This is a genomic window from Agrobacterium sp. LR_9, assembly GCF_041954855.1.
Classification (GTDB): Bacteria; Pseudomonadota; Alphaproteobacteria; order Rhizobiales; family Rhizobiaceae; genus Agrobacterium; species Agrobacterium leguminum.
Window position 1 is genome coordinate 283,735 of sequence record NZ_JAVAYA010000004.1, and the last position, 23,114, is coordinate 306,848.

Here is a 23,114-nt window from a genome sequence, read left to right on the forward strand (position 1 = left end):
GCGATGGACGAAACGCTTTTTGCGCGCATCGAGCACAGCCGCACATCGCAGGAGGTGATCTTACGTTTCGAGGAACTGATCCTCGACGGCATATTGCGCGATGGCGACAGGCTGCCCGGCGAGCGCGAACTGGCGCAACGCCTCGATGTCTCGCGGCCTATCCTGCGGGAAGCGCTGAAGGAGCTTGAGACCCGTGGCCTTCTTACCAGCCGGCATGGCGGCGGCACCTATGTCGCCGATATTGTCGGCCCGGTCTTTTCCGATCCCTTGAGCGCGCTGATTACCCGCCACAGCCGGGCGACGCGCGATTTCCTCGAATATCGCCGCTATATCGAAGGCATGACCGCCGAACTTGCCGCACAGCGCGCGACCGAGCCGGACAGGCGCAACCTTGCCGCCATCGTCGAGAAAATGCGCGAGGCGCATGAGGCGGGCCGTTTCGAAGAGGAGCTTGCGGGCGATGTGGAATTTCACAACGCCATTGGCGAGGCGGCGCATAATATCGTGCTGATGCACACGTTACGCTCCTGCTATCGGCTTCTGAGCGACGATATCTTCTACAATCGCCATCTCATCTTCACTGTCGCGGGCGCCCATGACGAGGTGCTTAGACAGCATATCGCCATCCACGATGCGATTGCCGCCGGCGATCCGGCCGCGGCAAGGGCGGCGGCGGAGGCCCATATCGACTTCATCGTGGAGACGACAAACAAGGCCCACCAGGCGCGGGAATGGGACCGGATTTCGCGCCTGAGGCAGCAGCAGCGCAGCCCCTGAAAACGCCATCCGGCGAAATGCGGCATCTCTTTTATTCAGGTTTTGATGGAACCTTTTGTGCTCTTTGGTCTTTTTATCGGGTTAATTGGAAAAATTTACCAAGATGGGACCCATGACGACCACGAGCGAAACTGAACGCTATCCGCGGATAGCTCTCATATCGACGCATGGCTATGTCGCCGCGCACCCGCCGCTGGGCGCTGCGGACACCGGTGGACAGGTGGTTTATGTGCTTGAGCTTGCACGCAAACTCGGCCAGCTCGGTTATACTGTCGATCTTTACACCCGCCGCTTCGAAGACCAGCCGGAATTCGATGAGGTTGACGAGCGCGTCCGCGTGGTGCGCATTCCCTGCGGCGGGCGGGATTTCATTCCCAAGGAATATCTGCACCGCCACCTGATGGAATGGTGCGAAAATGCGCTGCGTTTCATCAAGAAAAACGACCTGAATTATTCGTTCATCAACAGCCATTATTGGGATGCGGGCGTCGCCGGGCAGCGGCTTTCCGAAGCGCTGAAAATCCCGCATCTGCACACGCCGCATTCGCTCGGCATCTGGAAAAAGCGCCAGATGGAGACCGACTATCCGGAAAAGGCCGATACGTTCGAACTGGAATTCAACTTCAGGGAACGTATCCAGCACGAGCTGATCATCTACCGCAGCTGCGATATGGTGATCGCCACGACGCCGGTGCAACTCGACGTTCTGATCGAGGATTACGGTCTGAAGCGCAAGCACATCCACATGATCCCGCCGGGTTATGACGACAACCGTTTCTTCCCTGTTTCCGATGCGACGCGGCAGATGATCCGGCAGCGTTTCGGTTTCGAGGGCAAGACGGTGCTGGCGCTTGGACGCCTTGCGACCAACAAGGGTTATGACCTGCTGATCGACGGTTTTTCCGTGCTTGCCGAGCGCGAACCGGAAGCCCGGCTGCATCTGGCGGTCGGCGGCGAGAATATGGACGAGCAGGAAACCACGATCCTCAACCAGTTGAAGGAGCGGGTGAAAGCGCTCGGCTTAGAGGATAAGGTGGCGTTTTCCGGTTATGTCGCGGATGAAGATCTGCCGGACATCTATCGCGCCGCCGATCTTTTCGTGCTTTCCAGCCGTTACGAACCTTTCGGCATGACGGCTATCGAAGCGATGGCGAGCGGCACACCCACCGTCGTTACCATTCATGGCGGGTTGTTCCGGGCCGTCAGTTACGGCCGCCATGCGCTGTTTGCCGATCCTTTCGACAAGGAAGACCTCGGCATCACCATGATGAAGCCGTTCAAGCATGAGCGACTTTACGGGCGGCTTTCCCGCATGGGGGCTCACAAGGCGCGCAGCCTGTTCACATGGACCGGCATTGCCCAGCAGCTTCTCGCCCTTGTGGAAGGCAGGACCATGATGCCGGTTCTGGAAGAAGCCGATTGGGCCGAACCATGGAACGACGGCGATTGAAACCGCTTCGCCTTTTTTCCACCGATCTCGACGGAACCGTCGTCGGCGATAACGACGCCACGCGCCGGTTCCGCGATTTCTGGCATTCGTTGCCGGAGGGTCAACGTCCCCTTCTGGTTTTCAATAGTGGCAGGCTGATCGACGACCAGCTTGCGCTTCTCGAAGAGGTGCCGCTGCCGCAGCCCGACTACGTCATTGGCGGGGTCGGCACCATGCTGCACGCGAAAGAGCGAGGCGAGTTGGCAAACGCCTATACACAGTCTCTCGGCACCGGTTTCGACCCCCAGAAGATTGCCGAGGTCATGGCCGGAATTCCCGGTGTGACGATGCAGGAAGAGCGTTACCAGCACGGCTTGAAATCGAGCTGGTTCCTGCATGACGCCGATGACGCCGCGCTCGAAGAGATTGAGGCCGCGCTTGTGGCGGCCGATATCGATGCCCGTATCGTCTATTCCAGCGACCGCGACCTCGACGTCTTGCCGAAAGCCGCCGATAAGGGTGCCGCGCTGACATGGCTATGTGGACAACTACAGATCGGCCTCGACGAATCAGTGGTTGCAGGCGATACTGGCAATGATAGGGCGATGTTTGAGCTAAAGAATATTCGCGGCGTGATCGTGGGCAATGCCCTGCCGGAGCTCGTCTCGCTGACATATCATGATACGCGCTTCTTTCACTCGGCTGCGAAGGAGGCGGACGGTGTGGTCGAAGGCCTCCGGCACTGGGGATTAACCCCGGACTAAAAACAGCCCCGGCTACAATTCATAGCGGCTTTGCAATCCGTATGCTTGAAGGCGGGCGGAGAGGGTATTACCGCATCGGCTGTCCGGCCGGGGAACCACCCGGTCGCAGCTTTGTTCGCATATCTACCATGCCCACCTTTGCCCGCAGGCTTCATCAGCGTGAAGACAGTAGTGGGTTATGGGTGAAAGGGGATTGGCGGAACTTACGGCACATCTATATTAGCAATTGTCACTACCCAGCAAAAAAGGATCAATCCGGATTGAAGATTTTGAATCGATTGGCGACAGATGTTGGCTTGATGTTGCGCAGACCGCCGCGACAGCAATATGCGGCGCTGTGCTATCGATTGTCCAAGAAGAATCCGGAGCCGGAAGTGTTGCTGCTGACCAGCCGGGATACGGGACGCTGGGTCATTCCCAAGGGCTGGCCCATGGCCAACAAGAAGGCCCATGCGGTGGCCGAGCAGGAAGCCTATGAGGAAGCCGGTGTCAAAGGCACGGTGGAAAAGGCGCCCTTCGGTTATTACGAATATGAGAAAAAGCTGAACAGCGGCGTCAACGTACCGTGCAGGGTTCAGGTGCATCTGCTCGAAGTTTCGGAGATGCAGGAAAGCTTTCCCGAAAAGCAATCCAGACGGCTGGAATGGGTCAGTCCCCAGGAAGCGGGAAAACGCGTCAACGAGCCGGAATTGAAAGCACTGATGCACGCTTTCGACAAACGGATGACGCATTCGAAATAGCGCGCCCGCCCCGAACGTGGCAATGTGCAGTTTGTTTTTCCAACATGGCTTTTATCGTCTTTCCTTTTGGAAAGATGTGCGAGATGTAACAGTCTTTCTGTAAAATTGCCTTCAACCTGCGACACTGCCGGACGAAAGGGAATGCTGGCAAACGAGGTCTGAATGGCAATCAAGCCGCCATCGAATATGAAACCGACGCTCGACAAGGATCTCGACAAGATTACCCGTGTCGAAGAGGCGACGCTGCATGTCACGCAGCAGCTTGCCGGCCTTGGCGCGGGGTTCATGTTCGTTGTCCTGGCGGCCATCTTCGCCGGCGTCTTCGTCACCGGCACCGCGGGTTCGGTCATCATCATCGCCGCCGTCGCCATCGGCGCCTATATGGCTATCAATATCGGCGCGAATGACGTCACGAACAATGTCGGCCCGGCGGTTGGGGCCAAAGCCATGCCGCTTGCCGCCGCCCTCATCATCGCCGCCATCTGCGAGATCGCCGGCGCACTGATCACCGGCGGCAATGTGGTCGAGACCATCTCCAGCGGCATCATCAATATCGAGACAATTCCCGACAGGACCGCCTTTTCATGGGCAATGCTGTCGGCGCTTCTCGCCGCCGGCCTTCTCGTCAATATCTCGACATGGACCAAGGCGCCGATTTCCACCACCCATACGGTGGTGGGCGGGGTTGCGGGCGCGGGAATGGCCGCCTATGGGGCGAAGGCGGTCGACTGGATTTCGCTCGGCAGCATTGCCTTCGCATGGGTTCTGGCACCCTTTATCAGCGCCATCATCGCCGTCGCCATCCTTGCTTTCATCAAGGAATTCATCATTTACCGCGAGGACAAGCTCACCTCCGCCCGACTGTGGGTTCCGGTTCTCATCGGTTTGATGGCGGGCGTCTTTATGGCCTATCTCATCTGGGTCGGATTGCGGCAGCTCATGCATGTGTCGCTTGGCCATGCCAGCCTCACAGGGCTGGTGACCGGGCTCGTGGTCTGGCGGCTCTGCGTGCCGATCATCCGCAAACAATCGGAAGGATTGGAAAACCGCAACCAGTCGCTTCGAATCCTGTTCCAGTGGCCGCTGGTTCTCGCCGCCGGCCTTATGTCTTTCGCCCATGGGGCGAACGACGTTTCGAATGCCATCGGGCCCGTTGTTGCCATCGTGCGGGCCCTGCATGACGAGGCGGTGAGCACATCCGCCCGCGCACCGATGTGGGTAATGCTGGTCGGTGCCTTCGGGCTTTCCTGCGGTATTCTTCTTTATGGCCCGCGCCTCATCCGTCTCGTCGGCGAGCAGATCACCAAGCTCAATCCGATGCGCGCCTTCTGCGTTTCCGTGGCCACGGCGCTCACCGTGCTCGTTGCCTCACGCTTCGGCCTGCCGGTCAGCACCACCCACACGGCAATCGGCGCGGTGTTTGGAGTGGGTTTCTTCCGCGAATGGTACACGCAATCGTCGCGGCGACGGCAGGAGCTCGTTCAGGCTGGTGACGGCAGGCCCCGCCGGTCCGAAAGATATGCCGACAATCCTTCCGAGATACGCCGCCGTTATCTCGTCCGCCGCTCCCACTTCATGACGATCATCGCCGCCTGGCTGGTCACCGTTCCTTCCAGTGCAGCGCTTGCGGCGCTGCTTTACTGGCTCATGTCGTCCCTCTTTCTCTGAACCAGAAACAGAATCCCATGCGCGCCAATTTCCGGATGCAACGCCTGTATATCGAAGCCAGCCTTGTCGAAGGCGTCGCGCAGGAGGCGACGGGGGAACAGTTCAACTATCTCGCCAATGTGCTGCGCATGACCGACGGTGCGGAAATCCTGCTGTTCAACGGTCGCGATGGCGAATGGAAAGCGAAACTTGCCTTTCCGAGCCGCAAGAAGATCGTGCTCGTCCCCCTCGAGCAGACACGGCCCCAGCCGAACGCCCCGGACCTGCATTATCTTTTCGCGCCGCTGAAAGTCGGGCGCATGGATTATCTGGTGCAGAAGGCGGTGGAGATGGGCGCCGGCCTGTTGCAGCCAGTGATGACGCAGCATGTTCAGGGCAAAATCCATAACACCGAAAAACTGCGCGCCAACGCCATCGAAGCCGCCGAGCAGTGCGGCATACTGTCCCTGCCCGAGGTGGCCGAGCCGGTGAAACTGAAGGACATGCTCGAGAGCTGGCCCCACGACCGGCGCATCATCTATTGCGACGAAGGCGATGCGGGGCAAAATCCGCTGCCGATCCTGCAAGCCGTCACGGAGCGCAAACTTGCCCTGCTGGTCGGCCCGGAAGGCGGATTTTCCGAGGAAGAAAGGGAGCTTCTGCGCGGCCTTGCCTTCGTTACCCCCATTCCGCTGGGGCCGCGTATCCTGAGGGCCGATACGGCCGCCGTCGCTGCGCTCGCGGTCATTCAGGCGGCGATCGGCGACTGGAATTGAATGGCCCCATTGCGCTTCATGCATCTTTAAAAGAAATTCATTTGCCTCCGGATACGATCCGGCCCTATCTGCCAATCATATGCCTCGCCGCAACAGAGACGTCATAACAAGGTAAGCCATGGCACGCGACACGACCGACCAGACCCCCCTCTCCTCCGTCACGGAGCTTACAGATTATCTGGCGGGCGGTTGCAAAGCTGAAGCCGACTTCCGCATCGGCACCGAACATGAAAAATTCGCGTTTTTCCGCGAGGATAACAGTCCCGTTCCCTATTTCGGCGAAGCCAGCATTTCAGCACTTTTGAAGGGCATGCAGGAAAAGCTCGGCTGGGAGCCGATCATGGACGGCGGAAACATCATCGGCCTTGGCGAGCAGCACGGCATGGGCGCCATTTCCATCGAGCCGGGCGGCCAGTTCGAGCTGTCGGGCGCGCCGCTCGAAAACCTGCACCAGACCTGCAAGGAATCCAACCAGCATCTGGCGACGCTGCGCGAAGTGGCCGAGCCGATGGGCATCCGTTTCCTCGGCATCGGCGGCAGCCCGCTGTGGAGCTATGACGAAACGCCGCGCATGCCGAAATCGCGTTATGCGATCATGACGCGCTATATGCCGAAGGTCGGGACCAAGGGTCTCGACATGATGTACCGCACCTGCACCATTCAGGTTAACCTCGATTTCTCCTCCGAAGCGGACATGCGCCGGAAGATGCGCGTTTCCATGAAGCTGCAATCGCTGGCAACAGCGCTCTTCGCCTCCTCGCCCTTCACCGAAGGCAAGCCGAACGGTCTTCTTTCCTGGCGCGGCGATATCTGGCGCGACACCGACAATCGCCGCTCGGGCGTGCTGCCCTTCACCTTCAGCGATGACTTCGGCTTCAAGGACTATGTGGAATGGGCGCTCGACGTGCCGATGTATTTCATCGTGCGCGACGGCAAATATCATGATTGCACCCATGTCACTTTCCGCCAGTTCATGAACGGTGCGCTGAAGGGTGAAATCGCCGACTGGCAGCCGACCATGGGTGACTGGACGAACCATCTTTCCACCCTGTTCCCGGATGTGCGCCTGAAGCGCTTTCTGGAAATGCGCGGTGCGGATGGCGGCCCGTGGAGACGCATCTGCGCCCTTCCCGCTTTCTGGGTCGGCCTTCTCTACGATGACGAGGCGTTGACCGCTGCCGATGCGCTGACCGCCGGCTGGAGCTTCGATGAGGTCATCGCCCTTCGCGATGCCGTTCCGGCCAAGGGTCTTTCCGCCGAGATCGCCGGCAAGCCGCTTCTCGGTCTCGCCCGCGAGGTGCTGGATATTTCCCGCACCGGCCTTAAAAACCGCAAGCGCCTGAACGGCGAAGGCCAGGACGAAACCGTGTTCCTGTCGTCGCTGGATGAAGTTCTTGCCAAGAAGACCACGCTCGCCGAAGACCTGCTTGCGCTTTACAACGGTCGCTGGGGCGGCTCCGTGCTGCCGGTGTTCGAAGAATATCAGTATTGAGGCAGTGCCGCTAAAATTGCGCCGCCATTAAAAAAGCCCGGCGCGGCCGAGGGGCCTGACACCGGGCAAAGGCAGGGCTATTGGCAAATCACCCTGCGGGGAAAACTTTTCCGTTCGAAAGCAATTCCGGCGGCTGGAGGTCTGCCGGAATTGCCCGAACATTCTGGAACGTTTTGGCGCATTTCCGGACGGAAAACCGGGGCCCGCTTTTCCTGGAAATGCTTTAAACGGTCTTGAACCGGGTCACCGCGCGGTTGCGTGCGGCGCGGGTCAGATGGGCGGTCGGATCCTCGAGCAGGCCGGTATTCAGCGCATCCCTCACATCCGAGCGCGCCAGACCGATATCGGCCAGAAGGCGGTCATCGAGTTCCGTGAGACCATTGGCCACGATACGATTGTAGATGCGCTGCAAGAACGTTTTGACGCGGAAAGCAAAGAGGCCGGCGACACGACGAAGCATATCGTTCTGCCTGGAGGTTGCGAGTTCCAGTTCCATTCTCCGTTCTGCCGTGCGCATGACACTTATCCTTTCGTAACGGCACGATGCGGCACCGCCCCCGGCGCACCACGCGCGAGAAGCTGCCTCGGGTTGGGGGCCTGACGTTTCGCCGGCCCGGGGTTGATATTGATTTGCTGGGTGTCAAAATGTTGCAAGACTATTGATCAGTCCAACGAATGTTTCTAATGTGAGGCATCAATCATTCTGATGGATGACCATCCATGTCCGCACCTCTCGACATAGACCAGCTGCATACCTTCATCGCCATCGTCGATACGGGCAGCTTCACCAAGGCCGCAGACCGCGTTTTCAAGACGCAATCCGCCGTTTCCATGCAGATGCGACGGCTGGAAGAACGCATCGGCAAGCAGCTTTTCGCCAAGGACGGGCGTGGCAACCGCCTGACAGCGGAGGGCGAGAAGCTGATGAATTACGCACGCCGCATCATCCGCCTCAATAACGAGGCAATCGCCGCCTTCGACGACAACCGGCTGGAAGGCATGCTGCGCATCGGCACGCCCGATGACTATGCCGACCGCTACATGCCGGAGATTATCGGGCGCTTCGCCAAGACCCATCCCAATGTCGAGCTTTATATCGTCTGCGAACCTTCGGTCAGCCTTGCCGAAAAAATGGCGCGGGGCGAGCTTGATATCGCGCTCGTCACCCATAATCCGCGGGCGCGCTCCTCGGATGTGGTGCGCACCGAGCCGCTCTGCTGGGTCGCTTCCGCCAACCATCCGCTGAAGGACGATGCACCCGTGCCGCTCGCCGTCGGGCGGCGCGATTGCCATTGGCGCCAGCTTGCCTGTTCGGCGCTCGATGCCGATGGGCGTGACTATCAGGTCCTGTTCACGAGCTGGTCTTCCACCGTCGTCGCCGCCGCCGTGCTGGCGGGCATGGCCGTCTCGGTGCTGCCGGAATCGGCGCTGCGCACCGGCATGAAGGTTCTGACCGCCGCGGACGGCTTCCCGCCCCTGCCGCCGGTGCAGATCGGCCTGATGAAACGGCCCGGCCTCTCCCCTTCGCTGGTGAACGCCATCACCGACCACATCACTGCCTGCCTCGACAATATCTCGCCGATGAGCGTTGCCGACGAAATGGACAGCGATGTGAAGACCTACCCCAAGATGCCGCGCCTGCGCGCCGGGCACATGCTGCCGGGGTGGTAAGAGGATAGTACAAATCCCGGGGGATGACGCCGCCTATGCGTGAGGCTTCGTCATCAGCCTCAAGCCGGCTAAAGCCGCTCCTCCCGTCGCTCGTCCGCGCTTTCTCTGTTACCGCGCCCGCAGCGTGGCAACCGCCAGCAGCGTATCGGCGCTGATGCCCACCGAACCGCTGCCGTTGAAGAGCGTCATGATCGGATCGGTGGTGTTCTGCTGATTGTCGTACATGATGGTGAAACGGGCGACCAGCTTCTTGACCTTTTCCGGATCCTGAAAATCCTCGATGTCGAAATATTTCTTCATCATCGTCACCTGCGTATCGACCTCGGCATTGGCGAGCTCGTCCGGAATCCCGAAAGTGGTATTGATGAAGCTCTGGAGCGCCGTGTCGGCGAGGATCGAGTAATAGGACGTCGTTCCGGCCGCCATGCGCTGGAAATAGAGCGCCAGGCGCACGCCGGCATTTTCTTCGCCCGCCTGCGTTTCCAGCGTCTGGGTGAGGTAGTTGTCCAGCGTCTCGTAAAGGCCGCGCCGCGTCTGGATCAGGCTGCGGTCCTCGTGAAGAAGCGTACCGTCGGTATTGAAGTTGAAGGCGGTGACGAGGCGGCGGAAGACCGGATCCATCTCCTTGTTGACGTAGCTGTCCTTGTCATCGAGCTTCGAGGTGAAGGCCTTTTCGAGCTGTTCCTTCGTCACGCTTTCGGGATCGATGCCGAGCGATTCCATCGCGAATTTCGTCAGGCGATCATCGCTCAGGAATTCCTTGAGCGTCTTGATCTTCTGCATCTCGGCCGTGAAATATTCCGATTCCTTCTTCGCCGTTTCCTTGTCCTTTTCCGTGCCGAAAGCCGATTTTTTCTTGATGTAGTCGGCCGACATGGTCTGCATCTCGATTTCCGACTGCGCCAGAACCGGTGTTCCGACGCTGCCATCGGAGGCGAAGTTGAACAGCTCCGCCAGCTTGACATAACGTTCGTCTTTCAGCGTGTAGACGAAGCTCTTTTTATCCTGCAGATCACTGGTGAGGACCTTGCGAATATCGGCGGAATTCACCTTGGCCGGATCGAGGCCGACGGCTTTCAGCGCATAGGTATAGACCGCGCTGCTGTCGATGAAATCCTTGACGGAAGTGACGCTGGCTATATCGCTCTTGAACAGCTTCAGCGCCTTCTCGTCGGCGGCGTCATCCTTGTCGTTATAATAGGTCATATAACCGCTGGTGGTGGTCGCGGTCTGTGCCGTCGTCTGTGGTGTCGTGCCGGCTGCCAGCGTTCCGTCGGTCTGGAAATTGAAGGCATTCCTCAAGGCGATATAACGCTTGTCGTTCTTGCCGACGGTCGCGATGTAGTTGCTCGGATCGCTCAGATCGCTGGTCAGGATATTCTGGATCGTTGCCGTGACGACTGTGAGGTCGTTCAGGTCGAAGGCGGTCCTGATATAGTTGAGAAGCCGGGTATCCGAGGTCAGTTCGGTTACCGTCTTGATCGAACCGATCTTCGATTCGAAATAATCGCGGTTCAGCGTGGCGACGGTCGGCGTCACGCGCGGGGCGCTGCCGATATAGGCATCCGTCAGGGCCTTGAGATTGTCCGCCGTCTGCGCCTGACCGGCGGTGACCGTGCCGTCGTTCTTGAACTCGAAGGCGGTGGCGAGCTGCGCCATCTTGTTATATTGCGTGACGGTGCTGGTGAGCGTCGTCTGCTCGGCCTTGATGGCGGCGAGCTTCGCTTCCCACTCATCCTGCGGCGGCAACACCGCCTCGAGCTGGGTCAGCTGGTCCTGGCGCGTCACCTTTTCCGCCTCCAGCGCCGTGCGCTCCTCGGCCGTCAAACCGGTGCCGGCGAGTTCGGTGTCGATTGCGGTAATCCGCGCGGTGACCTGCGCGTGCAGCTCGATATTGCCCTTCATCGTCAGTTTTTCGACCGCGTCATTATAGGCCGCGCCGTATTTCTGGTTGATATAGCTGTCGGGATCGTTGATGTCGCTCGTCATCAATCCCTTGATATGGGCATAGGAATAGGTCTTCTCATCGATGCCGAAGACCTGAAAGATATAGGCGCGGGTGCGGTCGTTGCGCAGCAGCTGGTCGACATTGGTTACCGTGCCGACGATCGCCTTGTAATAACGGGTCTCTTCCGCAAGGCTGTCATCGAGATCGGTTATTGACGTATCGTAAAGCCCGATCATCTTGTCGAGCTGCGCTTCCGTCTGAACGGTCTTCGTCGATGTGGTGAAGTTGAAGGCTGCGGCGAATTCCCGATACCGCTCATCGGTGAGCTTGTTGGCGAAGCTGTTCTGGTCGTTCAGATCGCTTTCCAGCACCTTTTTCATGAAGGCCTTGGCATAGGTCATCTCGCCGAGACCAAAGGCATCCATGGCATAGGAATAGAGCTGGTAATTGTCGAGGAACTCGTCGACGCTTTTCACATTGCCGATGTTTTCCTTGTAATATGTCGTCTGCCGCTCGATGAGCCCCTGCTGCGACACGCGCGACAGGCTTGCCTTCATATCGCGGTTGATGAGGTCGTAGCTGAGATAAGTCGATACCATCCGAATGCCCCCTGGAGACCCGCGCGTCGCTTCAGACGCCGAATGCTCCGGTTTTCAATCCACCCATCGCGCCTCCATCGGGACGCACGGCAAGCCTTTGCCTGACTATGCGGGAGACGCCTTGCCCGGAGCTTGAAAGAGCACAATTTCGGCCGGGATAAAAACCGCATTGTCCCGATCTCTTTTACCTAAGCGAAACCATGCCACAGTGTGTTTTGCTAACCATTTGGGAATGCAAAGTTTTCTTAACCGCGATTTTTAAGCAGTCTCGAACAGGCGGCGGATATTCTCCCGACATCAGAGGACGAAAAGTCCCGATGAGAAGACCGGAAACCGGCTCTCAGGTAAAACAAGGGTAGAATAAACATGACCAAGACCGTTCTGAAGCCCGACTGGGCCGTCGCCACTCTCAGACTCGACCCGGCACGTTTTCCGCAACAGGTCACTTATGGAAAAGGCAATGGCGCGAGCGATGTCGCCGTCACCCTCGATGAACGGGGCGCCGTTCTGAGAAAGGTTCTGTCCTCTTCCGGCCTGCCTCTGTCCTTCGCTTTGCCAGCCCGCGCCTTCAAGGGCGTTGCCGCCCGCGCCATCGACCATGGCGACGGACAGGTAACGGTGACGCTGGAGCTGCACCATGACGATCCGGATCTCTGCGTTCCGCTTCTCGTCGCCCACGATCTCTGCGATATCGCCGCCGACTGGCGCAGCTGGTCCGAGGCCTACCGTATTCCCATGCTGATGGTGGAAGCCGATGGCGTCGCCCGTCCGCTGGAAGAACATCTCGGCAAGGTGCGCACCCAGAATACCCGCCCGCGCCGCCGCCATTCCTATTTCGCGGACCGCCGTCCCCGCTTCCTCGTTCGCCGCTCCACCGGTTCGCTGGGCATGAGCATGAAGATCGAGGGCAAGGAAATCATCGCCCGCAGCTGATAATCTTCAGCCAGACAAATCAAAAAGCCCGGCGCGGATGACGCGGCCGGGCTTTTTCATTTCGTGTTTTCACAGGCTTACGCCAGCAGGAGCGGCAGGATGAGGCCTGCGAAAATCAGCACGCCGACGCGGTTGTTGGATTTGAACAGCACGAGGCACTGATCGACGTCATCGATATTAAGCACCCAGACCTGCCGGAACAGCATGATGGCCGCAGCGGCAAGGCCGCTATAGGCAATGACGTTAACACCCGCGATCCAGAACGACAGGAACATCATGACAAGGGCTGTGCCATAAAGGAAAACCAGCCAGCGATGTGTGTTCTCTCCAAACAGCAGGGCGGTTGAACCGATGCCCACGGCGGTGTCGTCTTCCTTGTCCTGATGGGCGTAGATTGTATCATAACCGATCGTCCAGGCGATGGAGCCGACATAAAGCAGGACAGCCGGCCAGGCGATCGATCCGAACTGTCCCGCCCAGCCCATCGGCGCACCCCAGGAAAAGGCAAGGCCGAGGAAAAATTGCGGCCAGTTGGTGAAGCGCTTGGCGAAGGGATAAATCGCCACGAAGATCAGCGAGAATATGCCGGTGGCGATTGCGAAACTGTTGAACTGCAGGAGCACGACAAGCCCTGCAAGCGCCTGCAGGACGATGAAGAGCTTGGCCTGCGACCGGCTCACGCGGCCGGAAGGAAGCGGCCGCGAACGGGTGCGCGCCACGGCCATGTCGATCTTGTGGTCAGCCAGGTCATTATAGGTGCAACCCGCGCCGCGCATCGCCACCGATCCGATGAAGAACAGCACCAGATGCCAGATCAGCGTCGCCCAGGAAAAGCCGCCGCTCGCCATCGCGACATTTGCCGCAAGGGCTGCGGACCAGAAACATGGCCACATCAGCAATTGCCAGCCGATGGGGCGATCCCACCGGGCCAGTTGCGCATAGGGCCAGAGGGGCCTCGGCAAAATCCGATAGACCCAATTATTGGATGGCGCGTCGGAGACGCGATCTGACAAATCGCTGTGGTGAACCATGGGATGGTTCTACAGCATCGGCAGGAAAATCGGAATGGATTTCAGCACCCGGCCGCACACGCGGAAAAGCCCCGCAGCGGTTTCGCCACGGGGCTTTGCAGGACGATATCTCGGCTATTTATCAGGGCAGCGAGAAATTGAACTTGTAGCTCGCCTGAACGCCGATGATGAACTGGTTCTTCGAGCCGCGCTCGCGCACCAGCGAACTGTCGGCGGCGTCACCGGTCAGGCGGCGATATTCCGCAAACGAGCCGACTTCGGCGTTTTCGGTGACTTTCCAGGTGATGGCAGCGCCGATGCCGGCGGAATGCAGGCCGCCGCCCGGGCTATAGGGCGATGGCGCGCCGGCAGCCGTCTGCGCGGCGCTTACGCCGTAATAACGCTCATTGTATTTGCTGCTCACCCATGTCGCGCGCGGACCGGCAGAAATCTGGATGCCGGGGGCGATATCGGTGAAGGCATCGACGGCAACATCTCCGACCACGCCGCTATGGCTGCGAATGCCCTGACGGACTTCGCCGCGAACGCGCAGCCAGTCGGTCGGATAGGCCTCAGCGAAACCGCCAAGCTCGCCGCCGCGCTTGATGCGGGTCATGCCCTTCAGATCGGACGAGTCGCCCTCGTCACGCGGGGATACCAGCTTTCCGGCAAGACCCATGCTGATCGGGCCATTGTCCAGAAGCGAAATCGAGGCGCTGTCGTTACGCGAGGTGAAACGCGCGCCCTGGCCCTGGCGGCCGAGCGAAATGATGGGCGAAAAGCCGAATTCATTCTTGTTGTCGCCCTGATATTTCGGTGCGGTAAAACCCGCGCCGCCGAGCTTCAGATACCAGTCGCCGGAAAACCAGCCTTCCGCATGGGCATTGCCCACGGCAAAAAGCGACAGGACACAGGCAGCGAATGCCGCTGATGGCTTGAACATGAAAGAACCCCAGAAACGCAATACAGACAGGTGCCCGTAGAATTAGAGGGATTGTCTTTCCATTCCATTAACCAGCGCGGGTTGAAATTCGACTCCTGCGGAGGGTGGCGACAAGGCCCCAAAACCTCACCTCCGTCATGCTCGGGCCTGTCCCGAGCATCTGCAACCGACGGACTTTAAACAACGTGGATAGATCCTCGGGACAAGCCCGAGGATGACGCCGAGATTGCGGAGACGTTTGTCAACAATCACCACAATTCGGTCGCCCGTTACCCACGCCCTCGTCAGAACGTCACCTTCTCCAGCGGCGCGCGCGTCTTCTCGAATTCCAGCAGCTTCGCCTCGTTCCGCGCAATGTAGTCGCGACTATGCGGCACGGCATCGCGATCCTTGGCGATCTGGATCTGGAAAATGTGAAAATTTTCATGGGTAAAGGCCATTTCCGACCCCGCCAGATAAAATTCCCACATGCGGAAGAAGCGTTCGTCATAAAGCGCTACCGCTTCTGCCCTGCGCGCCACGAAACGCTCGCGCCAGTGGCGAAGCGTATGGGCGTAATGCATGGGCAGGATTTCGATATCCTTCACCAGCAGCCGCGATTTTTCGATGGCCGGCAGCACCTCGGCAAGCGAGGGAATATACCCGCCGGGGAAAATATATTTTTCGATGAAGGGGTTGGTCGCCAGCGCCGGATAGGGCTGGCCGATGGAATGCAGCACCATCACGCCCTTATCGTCCAGCACCTCCGCCACCTTGTCGAAATAATCGCGATAATGGGTCGGCCCGACATGTTCGAACATGCCGACGGAGACGATGCGATCGTATTTTTTCGAAGCCGGCAGGTAGCGATAGTCCTGCAATTCGAAACGGACATTTGCCGCAAGGCCCCGTTTGGCGGCACGGTCGCGGGAAACGCGTAGCTGTTCTTCGCTGAGCGTAATGCCGGTCACATCCGCACCGGCGCTTTCGGCAATATACATCGCCATGCCGCCCCAGCCGGAGCCGATTTCCAACACGCTCTGGCCCGGCTCGGTCATCAGCTTGGCGGCTATGTGCCGTTTTTTCGCGACCTGCGCTTCATAGAGACTGATGCCGGGCGGATTGAAATAGGCGCAGGAATATTGCCAGTCCTCATCGAGGAAGAGATCGAACAGCTTGGCGCTCAGATCGTAATGATGAGCGACGTTGCTCTTGTTGTGATTGACCGGCAGGTGCATCTTGATGCGGGCGGCGATGATGCGGGCCATGCCGCGCCAAATCATGCCGAAGGAGAGCGCCTCACTCAGCGTATTGCCCTTCACCAGTGCAAGGAAATCGTAGATGTCGCCTTCCGCGACCTTCGCCCGGCCTTCCATATACATTTCAGCCAGCTTCAGCGCCGGATCGGCGGCGATCTCCTGCATGGCGGCTTCGTCGGTGAAGTTCAGAACCACCTTTTTTCCCGCGCCGTTGCCGAATGTACGGCTGCCGCCCGGGCTGTTGACGGTGAGATCACCGGTCTTGATTATCTTTTCGAGAAGAACATGCAGAGACGACGCCATGGCACCCCCAATTGCTAAGTCTCACTTATCAATTTCGCTGACCGTATTCCTTTCGGCACAAGTTTCAAGATAGTCTTATTTCAAAAAAATTGAACGATTTCATCAAGCAAAAAGCCCCGCCGGGGTGTGCGGCGAGGCTTTTTGGTAAAAAATCATTTCAACCGCAGGTCAGCGTCGCTTCATGGCTTCAGCCAGGGCGGCGGCAAGCGCACCACCGGTTTGCGACCCCTCGTTGCGCTCTTTCGGCTTGGATGTCGCGTGCCGCATGGCGCTGGCATTGCCCTTTTCGCGCATCGGCTGCTGCGCTGCCTCGCCGCCATCCTTGCGCATGGTGAGACCGATGCGCTTGCGCTTCACATCCACTTCCACGACTCGCACCTTGACCACATCGCCCGCCTTGACGACCTCATGCGGGTCCTTCACGAAACGGTCGGCCAGCTGCGAGACATGTACCAGCCCGTCCTGATGCACGCCGATATCCACGAAAGCGCCGAAGGCGGCGACATTGGTGACGGTGCCTTCCAGAAGCATGCCCGGTTTCAGATCGGTGATCTCGTCCACACCCTCGGCGAAGGTCGCGGTCTTGAAGCTCGGGCGCGGGTCGCGGCCGGGCTTTTCCAGTTCGGCGATGATGTCTTTTACCGTCGGCAGGCCGAATTGCTCGTCGATGAACTTCTTCGGATCGAGCGCCTTCAACGCGGCGCTGTCGCCCATCAGCGAGCGCAGATCGCGGCCGCAGGCGGCGACGATCTTTTTCGCCACGCCATAGGCTTCCGGGTGAACAGAGGAAGCATCCAGCGGCTCCTTGCCGTTCGGGATGCGCAGGAAGCCGGCGCATTGCTCGAAGGTGCGCTGGCCGAGACGCGGCACCTTCAGCAGTTCCTTACGGCTGGCGAAGGGGCCGGTCTGGTCCCGATGGGCGACGATGGCATCGGCAATCGAGCTGCCAAGACCAGACACCCGCGCCAGAAGCGGCGACGAGGCCGTGTTGAGATCAACACCAACGGCATTCACGGCGTCTTCCACGACAGCATCGAGCGAGCGGCTGAGGCGGCCCTGATCGACATCGTGCTGGTACTGGCCGACCCCGATGGATTTCGGCTCGATCTTCACCAGTTCCGCCAGCGGATCCTGAAGTCGGCGGGCGATGGAGACGGCGCCGCGCAGCGAAACATCGAGATTGGGAAATTCGGCCGCCGCCCGTTCCGAAGCGGAATAGACCGAAGCGCCCGCCTCCGAGACGATGACCTTGGTGGGCTTCGCGCCCGAAGCGGGCATCTGCGCCAGAAGATCGGCGACCAGCTTTTCCGTCTCGCGGCTGCCGGTACCATTGCCGATGGCGATCAGTTCGACATTGTGCTTGCGGATGAGGACAGCAAGTTCCGCCTGCGTGCCGCGCACGTCGTTCTTCGGCGGGAAGGGATAAACCGTCGTGGTGTCCAGAAGCTTGCCGGTGCCATCCACCACTGCCACCTTGACGCCGGTGCGGATGCCCGGATCGAGCCCCATGGTGGCGCGGGAGCCGGCGGGGGCTGCCAGCAGCAGATCCTTGAGATTGCGGGCGAAAACATGGATCGCCTCTTCTTCCGCGCGCTCGCGCAATTCGCGCATCAGATCGAGCGAGAGCGACATGGAAAGCTTCACCCGCCAGGTCCAGCCAGCCACTTCCATCAGCCATTGATCGGCGGGGCCGGCATTGCGGATATCGAAGGCGGCGGCGATGGTACGCTGTGCGGGTTTGACCGGTGAGGGATCGTCCGCATCGACATCGATTGTCAGCGTCAGCACTTCCTCGTTCCAGCCGCGCAGCATGGCCAGCGCCCGGTGGCCCGGCACCGTCGCCCAGCGCTCGAAATGATCGAAATAGTCGGAGAATTTCTCACCCGCCGCCTGCTTGCCATCCACGACTTTGGCGCGGAAGGTGGCGTTCTGGCGCATGTAATCGCGCAGGCGGCCGAGCAGATCGGCATTTTCCGTCATGGTTTCCGCCACGATGTCGCGCGCGCCCTCCAGTGCCGCCTTCACATCGGCCACCTCACCCCGAACATATGCTTCCGCCAGTTTCGCCGGATCGGCGGCGCGGTTATCCCAGATGGCTTCTGCGAGCGGGCCAAGACCGCGTTCGCGGGCGATTTCGGCACGGGTGCGGCGCTTCGGCTTATAGGGCAGATAGAGGTCTTCCAGCTCCGCCTTGGTGCCTGCCTGCATGATCTTGACCATCAGTTCATCGGTCATCTTGCCCTGACCGGTGATGGAATCGACGATGGAGGCGCGGCGCGCATTAAGTTCGCGCAGATAGACGAGACGTTCCGAAAGCGTGCGAAGCTGGGTGTCGTCCAGCCCTCCCGTCACTTCCTTGCGGTAACGGGCGATAAAGGGAACGGTCGCACCCTCGTCCAGCAGCGCCACCGCCGCCTTGACCTGATCGGGGCGGGCGTTGATTTCGGTGGCGATGAGCGAGGCGAGGCGGGCATTGTCTGCGGTCATAGGGGACTCTTGGGGGTTCTCTGCTTTCACGTCTGGAGCGGCGAACATAATGTCTGATTGTGGCGTGACAACAAGAGGCGGCAACGATTCCACAGGAAAGGCGGCCTTCAAGGGAAAGACGGGCATTTGCGGCGCTTTCTCCTTGACCTTTCGCCCCCCTGCCCTTAACGCCCCTGACACAAGGTTACTGGCGAATTTGCAGGGATATTGACCATGAAAGTTCTGTTGATCGGTTCCGGCGGACGCGAACATGCGCTGGCGTGGAAAATCGCCCAGTCTCCCCTGCTCGATGAGCTTTATGCCGCTCCCGGCAATCCCAGCATTGCCGACCATGCGACACTGGTGGCGCTTGATGTGGAAGACCATGCGGCCGTCATCGCCTTTGCCAAGGAAAAGGCAATCGACTTCGTCGTCGTCGGTCCGGAAGCGCCGCTGGTTGCGGGTCTTGCGGATGACCTGCGCGCCGCCGGCATCGCCACCTTCGGCCCCTCGAAAGCCGCCGCCCAGCTGGAAGGCTCCAAGGGTTTCACCAAGGATCTCTGCGCGCGCTACGATATTCCGACCGGCGCCTACCAGCGTTTCAAATCCGCAGAGCCGGCCAAGGATTATGTTCGGGCACAGGGCGTTCCCATCGTCATCAAGGCGGACGGTCTTGCCGCCGGCAAGGGCGTGACCGTGGCCATGACGGAAGCGGAGGCGCTTGCCGCGATTGACGATTGTTTCGACGGCGCTTTCGGTGCGGCCGGTGCCGAAGTGGTGGTGGAGGCCTTTCTCGATGGCGAAGAAGCAAGCTTCTTCTGCCTTTCGGATGGAAAGACCGCGCTGGCGCTCGCCACCGCGCAGGATCACAAGCGCGTCGGCGATGGCGATACCGGCCCGAATACCGGCGGCATGGGTGCCTATTCCCCTGCCCCCGTCATGACACCGGCCATGGTGGAGCGCACCATGAAGGAGATCATCGAGCCGACGATCTCGGGCATGGCCAAGGATGGCAATCCCTTCTCCGGCGTGTTCTTCGCCGGCCTGATGATTACCGCCAAGGGCCCGGAACTGATCGAATACAATGTCCGCTTCGGCGATCCCGAATGCCAGGTGCTGATGATGCGCCTGAAAAGCGATCTGCTGCCGATCCTCTACGCCACCGCCACCGGCACGCTGGACAAGGTTGAGGCGGAATGGCGCGACGACGCGGCGCTGACCGTCGTTCTTGCCTCCAAGGGTTATCCCGGCGCTTATGACAAGAACACGCCGATCGCCCATATTCCCGAGGCGAGCGAAGAGGCAAAGGTGTTCCATGCCGGAACCGCGCTGAAGGACGGCGGGCTGGTGGCGACGGGCGGACGCGTGCTGAACGTCACCGCCCTTGGAAAGACCGTCACGGAAGCGCAGGCTCGCGCCTATGCGTTGGCCGACAAGGTGGAGTGGGAAAACGGCTTCTGCCGCCGCGATATCGGCTGGCAGGCCGTCGCCCGCGAAAAGGCCTGATCCTTAAGGCAACGGGATTGAGCGCGAATATTTCGTTCAATTTTTACCAAGTTTGCTGACCCGATGGAAACGAAACATCGGTAATACTTGCCGGAACATTGAATGGCGCATTGCGTCTCGATCACGAGGCCGCGCCGTCATTTCGGGGGTTTTTCGATGCGTCGTCTTTTTCTGACAGCGATTGTCGCGCTGACCGGCGGGTCGGCGATGGCGTCTTCCATCGAATATATAAACGGCGTGCATGTGGCCAACGGCAGCTTCATTCGTCGCGATTGCGCGGGCTGCAAGCCCATGAAGGGCAAAGCCGTGGCGCAGGGTTACGCCGTTCCCTCCATTGAGCCGGGCACGCAGCACACGGAAATGCGCGAAGTCGACGGCAAGCGCACCCTGCTGCGCACCGAAGCCTGGCTTGGCGGCGCGCCCGTTACCTTCGTCAGCACCAATCCGGCATGGATGGCGGAAACCCCGAGCACGGCCATCGCGACCTATGACAACGCAGAACCCGTGGCACATCCCGCTGAGACGGTTTCGACATCGGCCGGTATCGACGTGACGACGACCACGGCAGCCGTCAAGGAAATTTCCACCGAAAACGCAGCCGAACCGGCCAGCGCCTCGGTGATCGCCGCCCCCCAGTTCCCGGATTTCCAATTGCGCGGCAATTGACCGGCCGATGACGTCTTTCATGACGAAGGTCAAATAATCGCGTCATCGCTGCATTCCCGAAATGGCGCCGCAACCATGCGGGGAATATTGCTTTTTCTCCCGCATATTCTACCTGTCGGGCCTGATAAAGCTTTCGCTAATTAAATATTTATTCAAATTTTTAGCCGCTAAGTGCGTCTATAGTGCGATGCAGCACAGAATGAGGCCACGGCGCGGACACGCGCTTTTGGGCCCTTTTATCGCGCATCATGCGCCTCTCCCTTCTCCGAAACATCGGTACCGCGCGGCGTTTTCAGGCGCGCGATCCCAAACGCTTGTGAGCGCCCATGAAGAACCTTTCCATTTCCCGTCAGTTGATCGTTCTCGTGGTGGCCCTGATGGCCGCCTTCGCCGTGGCGACGTTTTACCAGCTGAAATCCGCCACTGACGCGATCTATGAGGAACGCTACGGCATGCTGCGGACGCAGGTGCAATCGGCAATCTCTATCCTGCAATCCTTCCACGACAAGGAAAAGGCCGGAACGCTTTCGCGCGACGAGGCCATGAAACAGGCTTACGCCACCGTCAGCGCCATGCGCTTCACGCCGGACGGCTATCTGTTTGGTTACGATTACGACGTGACGATGAAGTTCCATCCCGATGCCAAGCGCGTCGGCGAAAGCTTCAAGGGCAAGCCGGACAGCAAGGGTTTCGCCTATCGTGACGAGCTGGTGCGGCTTGGCCGCAATGGCGGCGGCCAGACGGATTTTTACGGTCCGAAGCCCGGCATGGAAGGCAATGACTACGCCAAGAGCTCCTATGCCCTTGCCTTTGAGCCCTGGCAGGTGGTGGTCGTGACGGGCGTTTACATCGATGATCTGAACGCGCAGGTTCGCGGCGATGTGATGAAGGCGCTGTCGATCGGCGCGCTGATCTTCGTGCTGGCGCTTGCCGCAGCCTTCTACGTCATCCGTGGCATTTCAAAGCCGCTCGGCGACATCCACCGTGCGCTCGGTGAAGTGGCCAATGAAAACGTCTCGCTCGCCATTCCCCATACCGGCCTGACCAACGAGGTGGGCATGATGGCGAAGGCCACCGCCTCGCTTCAGGACAAGGTGCGCGAGCGCCATGCCATGCAGCGCCGTGAGGAAGAACAGCAGCGGCAGCTCAATGCGGAGCGCCAGAGCAATCTCGACATGCAGCGTGACGAGGCGGAATTGCAGGCGCGTGTCGTCACCACCATCGGCGAGGCGCTGGAAAAGCTGGCGGGCGGCGATCTGACCGTACGTTGCGGCGATCTCGGCAACCGCTACGCGGCGCTGCGCGACAATTTCAACGAGGCCCTGATCCATCTCGACGCCGCCATGGCCAAGGTGAATTCCAAGAGCATCGACATCGGCGGCTCCAAGGAAGAAATCCGCAAGGCCTCCAATGAGCTTTCGCAGCGCACCGAACGGCAGGCTGCCAATCTGGAAGAGACCTCCGCAGCGCTCGACGAACTGACGGTTGCGGTGCGCCAGACGGCGGAAGGGGCGGCCGACGCCGCCAAGCGCGTCACCACCGTCAGCTCCGAAGCCATCCGCAGCGACCGGGTGGTGGAAGAGGCGATCACCGCGATGAGCGGTATCGAACAGTCTTCCGACCAGATTTCCAACATCATCGGCGTAATCGACGACATCGCCTTCCAGACCAACCTTCTGGCGCTGAATGCCGGTGTGGAAGCGGCACGTGCCGGTGAGGCCGGCAAGGGCTTTGCCGTGGTGGCGCAGGAAGTGCGCGAACTGGCGCAGAAATCCGCCGCCGCCGCCAAGGAGATCAAGGACCAGATCGCCCGCTCTTCCGCCCAGGTGGAAAACGGCGTGCGCCTCGTCGGCGAGGCCGGTGATGCGCTGAAACGCATCTCGGATCAGATCAAATCGGCAAACGAGATCGTCAGCAAAATCGCCCATTCGGCCGCCGAACAGGATACGACGCTGCGCTCGATCTCCTCGTCGCTCAACCAGCTGGATGTCGCCACCCAGCACAATGCGGCGATGGCGGAAGAAACCACGGCTTCGGCCGAGGCGCTGGCCGTCGACACCGAGGAACTGCTGAACCTCATCCGCGGCTTCCGCGTCTCCTCCGGCCACCAGCTTCATGGCATGGCAGAGCAGATGCGCATGGCGGGGTGATACGCCCCAGGACCATCGATGAACAACGGCGCCGGGGGAAACTCCGGCGTTTTCTT

18 protein-coding genes are annotated in these 23,114 nt (G+C 59.9%); 12 read left to right on the forward strand and 6 right to left on the reverse strand.

What is annotated here, in order from left to right:
* Positions 1-3: 3 nt before the first annotated feature.
* The 7 genes from RAC79_RS07760 (at position 4) to RAC79_RS07790 (ending at position 7,625) form a co-directional block, all read left to right on the forward strand.
* Positions 4-777, forward strand: a complete 774-nt coding sequence (locus tag RAC79_RS07760; protein ID WP_174038822.1) for a FadR/GntR family transcriptional regulator — start codon at positions 4-6, stop codon at positions 775-777.
* Positions 778-880: 103 nt separating this feature from the next.
* Positions 881-2,227 carry a glycosyltransferase family 1 protein gene (locus RAC79_RS07765; RefSeq protein ID WP_161987672.1) on the forward strand — a complete coding sequence of 449 codons (1,347 nt, stop codon included), beginning with the start codon at positions 881-883 and terminating at the stop codon, positions 2,225-2,227.
* Complete coding sequence (locus tag RAC79_RS07770; RefSeq protein ID WP_174038821.1) at positions 2,224-2,970, forward strand: HAD family hydrolase; 747 nt, start codon at positions 2,224-2,226, stop codon at positions 2,968-2,970. The genes RAC79_RS07765 and RAC79_RS07770 overlap by 4 nt, the downstream gene beginning before the upstream one ends.
* A 299-nt stretch (positions 2,971-3,269) precedes the next feature.
* Positions 3,270-3,710, forward strand: coding sequence for an NUDIX hydrolase (locus RAC79_RS07775; protein ID WP_065654391.1), 441 nt, complete (start codon positions 3,270-3,272; stop codon positions 3,708-3,710).
* A gap of 162 nt (positions 3,711-3,872) precedes the next feature.
* Complete coding sequence (locus RAC79_RS07780) at positions 3,873-5,378, forward strand: inorganic phosphate transporter (RefSeq protein ID WP_065654392.1); 1,506 nt, start codon at positions 3,873-3,875, stop codon at positions 5,376-5,378.
* A gap of 17 nt (positions 5,379-5,395) precedes the next feature.
* On the forward strand, positions 5,396-6,133 hold the full coding sequence (locus tag RAC79_RS07785; RefSeq protein WP_065654393.1) for a 16S rRNA (uracil(1498)-N(3))-methyltransferase: 738 nt from the start codon (positions 5,396-5,398) through the stop codon (positions 6,131-6,133).
* A gap of 118 nt (positions 6,134-6,251) precedes the next feature.
* Positions 6,252-7,625 (forward strand): glutamate--cysteine ligase, encoded by a 1,374-nt coding sequence (locus tag RAC79_RS07790; protein ID WP_004432797.1) that lies wholly within the window; start codon positions 6,252-6,254, stop codon positions 7,623-7,625.
* 223 nt (positions 7,626-7,848) lie between these two features.
* Here RAC79_RS07790 and RAC79_RS07795 read toward each other — a convergent pair whose 3' ends face one another.
* Entirely contained in the window at positions 7,849-8,142 is a 294-nt protein-coding gene (locus tag RAC79_RS07795; RefSeq protein ID WP_125144775.1) for a DUF1127 domain-containing protein, read from the reverse strand.
* 203 nt (positions 8,143-8,345) lie between these two features.
* On the opposite strand from RAC79_RS07795, the gene RAC79_RS07800 reads away from it, so the two are divergent.
* A complete protein-coding gene (locus RAC79_RS07800) occupies positions 8,346-9,296 on the forward strand; it encodes a LysR substrate-binding domain-containing protein (protein WP_004432791.1) in 951 nt (316 codons plus the stop codon).
* Between the two features lie 108 nt (positions 9,297-9,404).
* Here RAC79_RS07800 and RAC79_RS07805 read toward each other — a convergent pair whose 3' ends face one another.
* Positions 9,405-11,843, reverse strand: coding sequence for a DUF1217 domain-containing protein (locus RAC79_RS07805; protein WP_065654395.1), 2,439 nt, complete (start codon positions 11,841-11,843; stop codon positions 9,405-9,407).
* A gap of 366 nt (positions 11,844-12,209) precedes the next feature.
* Between RAC79_RS07805 and RAC79_RS07810 the strand changes: the two genes are divergently transcribed.
* Positions 12,210-12,776, forward strand: coding sequence for a DUF6101 family protein (locus tag RAC79_RS07810; protein WP_080855983.1), 567 nt, complete (start codon positions 12,210-12,212; stop codon positions 12,774-12,776).
* Positions 12,777-12,853: 77 nt separating this feature from the next.
* Here the strand turns inward: RAC79_RS07810 and ubiA are convergent, their stop codons facing one another.
* From ubiA to RAC79_RS07830, 4 genes are all read right to left on the reverse strand, one after another.
* On the reverse strand, positions 12,854-13,807 hold the full coding sequence (ubiA, locus tag RAC79_RS07815; protein ID WP_059760697.1) for a 4-hydroxybenzoate octaprenyltransferase: 954 nt from the start codon (positions 13,805-13,807) through the stop codon (positions 12,854-12,856).
* A gap of 121 nt (positions 13,808-13,928) precedes the next feature.
* Positions 13,929-14,729 (reverse strand): MipA/OmpV family protein, encoded by an 801-nt coding sequence (locus RAC79_RS07820; protein ID WP_174038820.1) that lies wholly within the window; start codon positions 14,727-14,729, stop codon positions 13,929-13,931.
* Between the two features lie 284 nt (positions 14,730-15,013).
* Positions 15,014-16,270 carry a cyclopropane-fatty-acyl-phospholipid synthase family protein gene (locus tag RAC79_RS07825; RefSeq protein WP_174038819.1) on the reverse strand — a complete coding sequence of 419 codons (1,257 nt, stop codon included), beginning with the start codon at positions 16,268-16,270 and terminating at the stop codon, positions 15,014-15,016.
* 168 nt (positions 16,271-16,438) lie between these two features.
* Complete coding sequence (locus RAC79_RS07830) at positions 16,439-18,757, reverse strand: Tex family protein (protein ID WP_174038818.1); 2,319 nt, start codon at positions 18,755-18,757, stop codon at positions 16,439-16,441.
* A 213-nt stretch (positions 18,758-18,970) separates the two neighbouring features.
* On the opposite strand from RAC79_RS07830, the gene purD reads away from it, so the two are divergent.
* The 3 genes from purD to RAC79_RS07845 all read left to right on the forward strand — a co-directional run bounded on the left by purD (position 18,971) and on the right by RAC79_RS07845 (position 23,058).
* The gene (purD, locus tag RAC79_RS07835; protein WP_374996961.1) at positions 18,971-20,242 is read left to right on the forward strand and encodes a phosphoribosylamine--glycine ligase; all 1,272 of its coding nucleotides are present in this window, start codon (positions 18,971-18,973) and stop codon (positions 20,240-20,242) included.
* A gap of 156 nt (positions 20,243-20,398) precedes the next feature.
* Positions 20,399-20,908, forward strand: coding sequence for a plant virulence effector HPE1-like domain-containing protein (locus RAC79_RS07840; protein WP_174038816.1), 510 nt, complete (start codon positions 20,399-20,401; stop codon positions 20,906-20,908).
* 326 nt (positions 20,909-21,234) lie between these two features.
* On the forward strand, positions 21,235-23,058 hold the full coding sequence (locus tag RAC79_RS07845; RefSeq protein ID WP_174038815.1) for a methyl-accepting chemotaxis protein: 1,824 nt from the start codon (positions 21,235-21,237) through the stop codon (positions 23,056-23,058).
* The last annotated feature ends 56 nt before the right edge of the window (positions 23,059-23,114 follow it).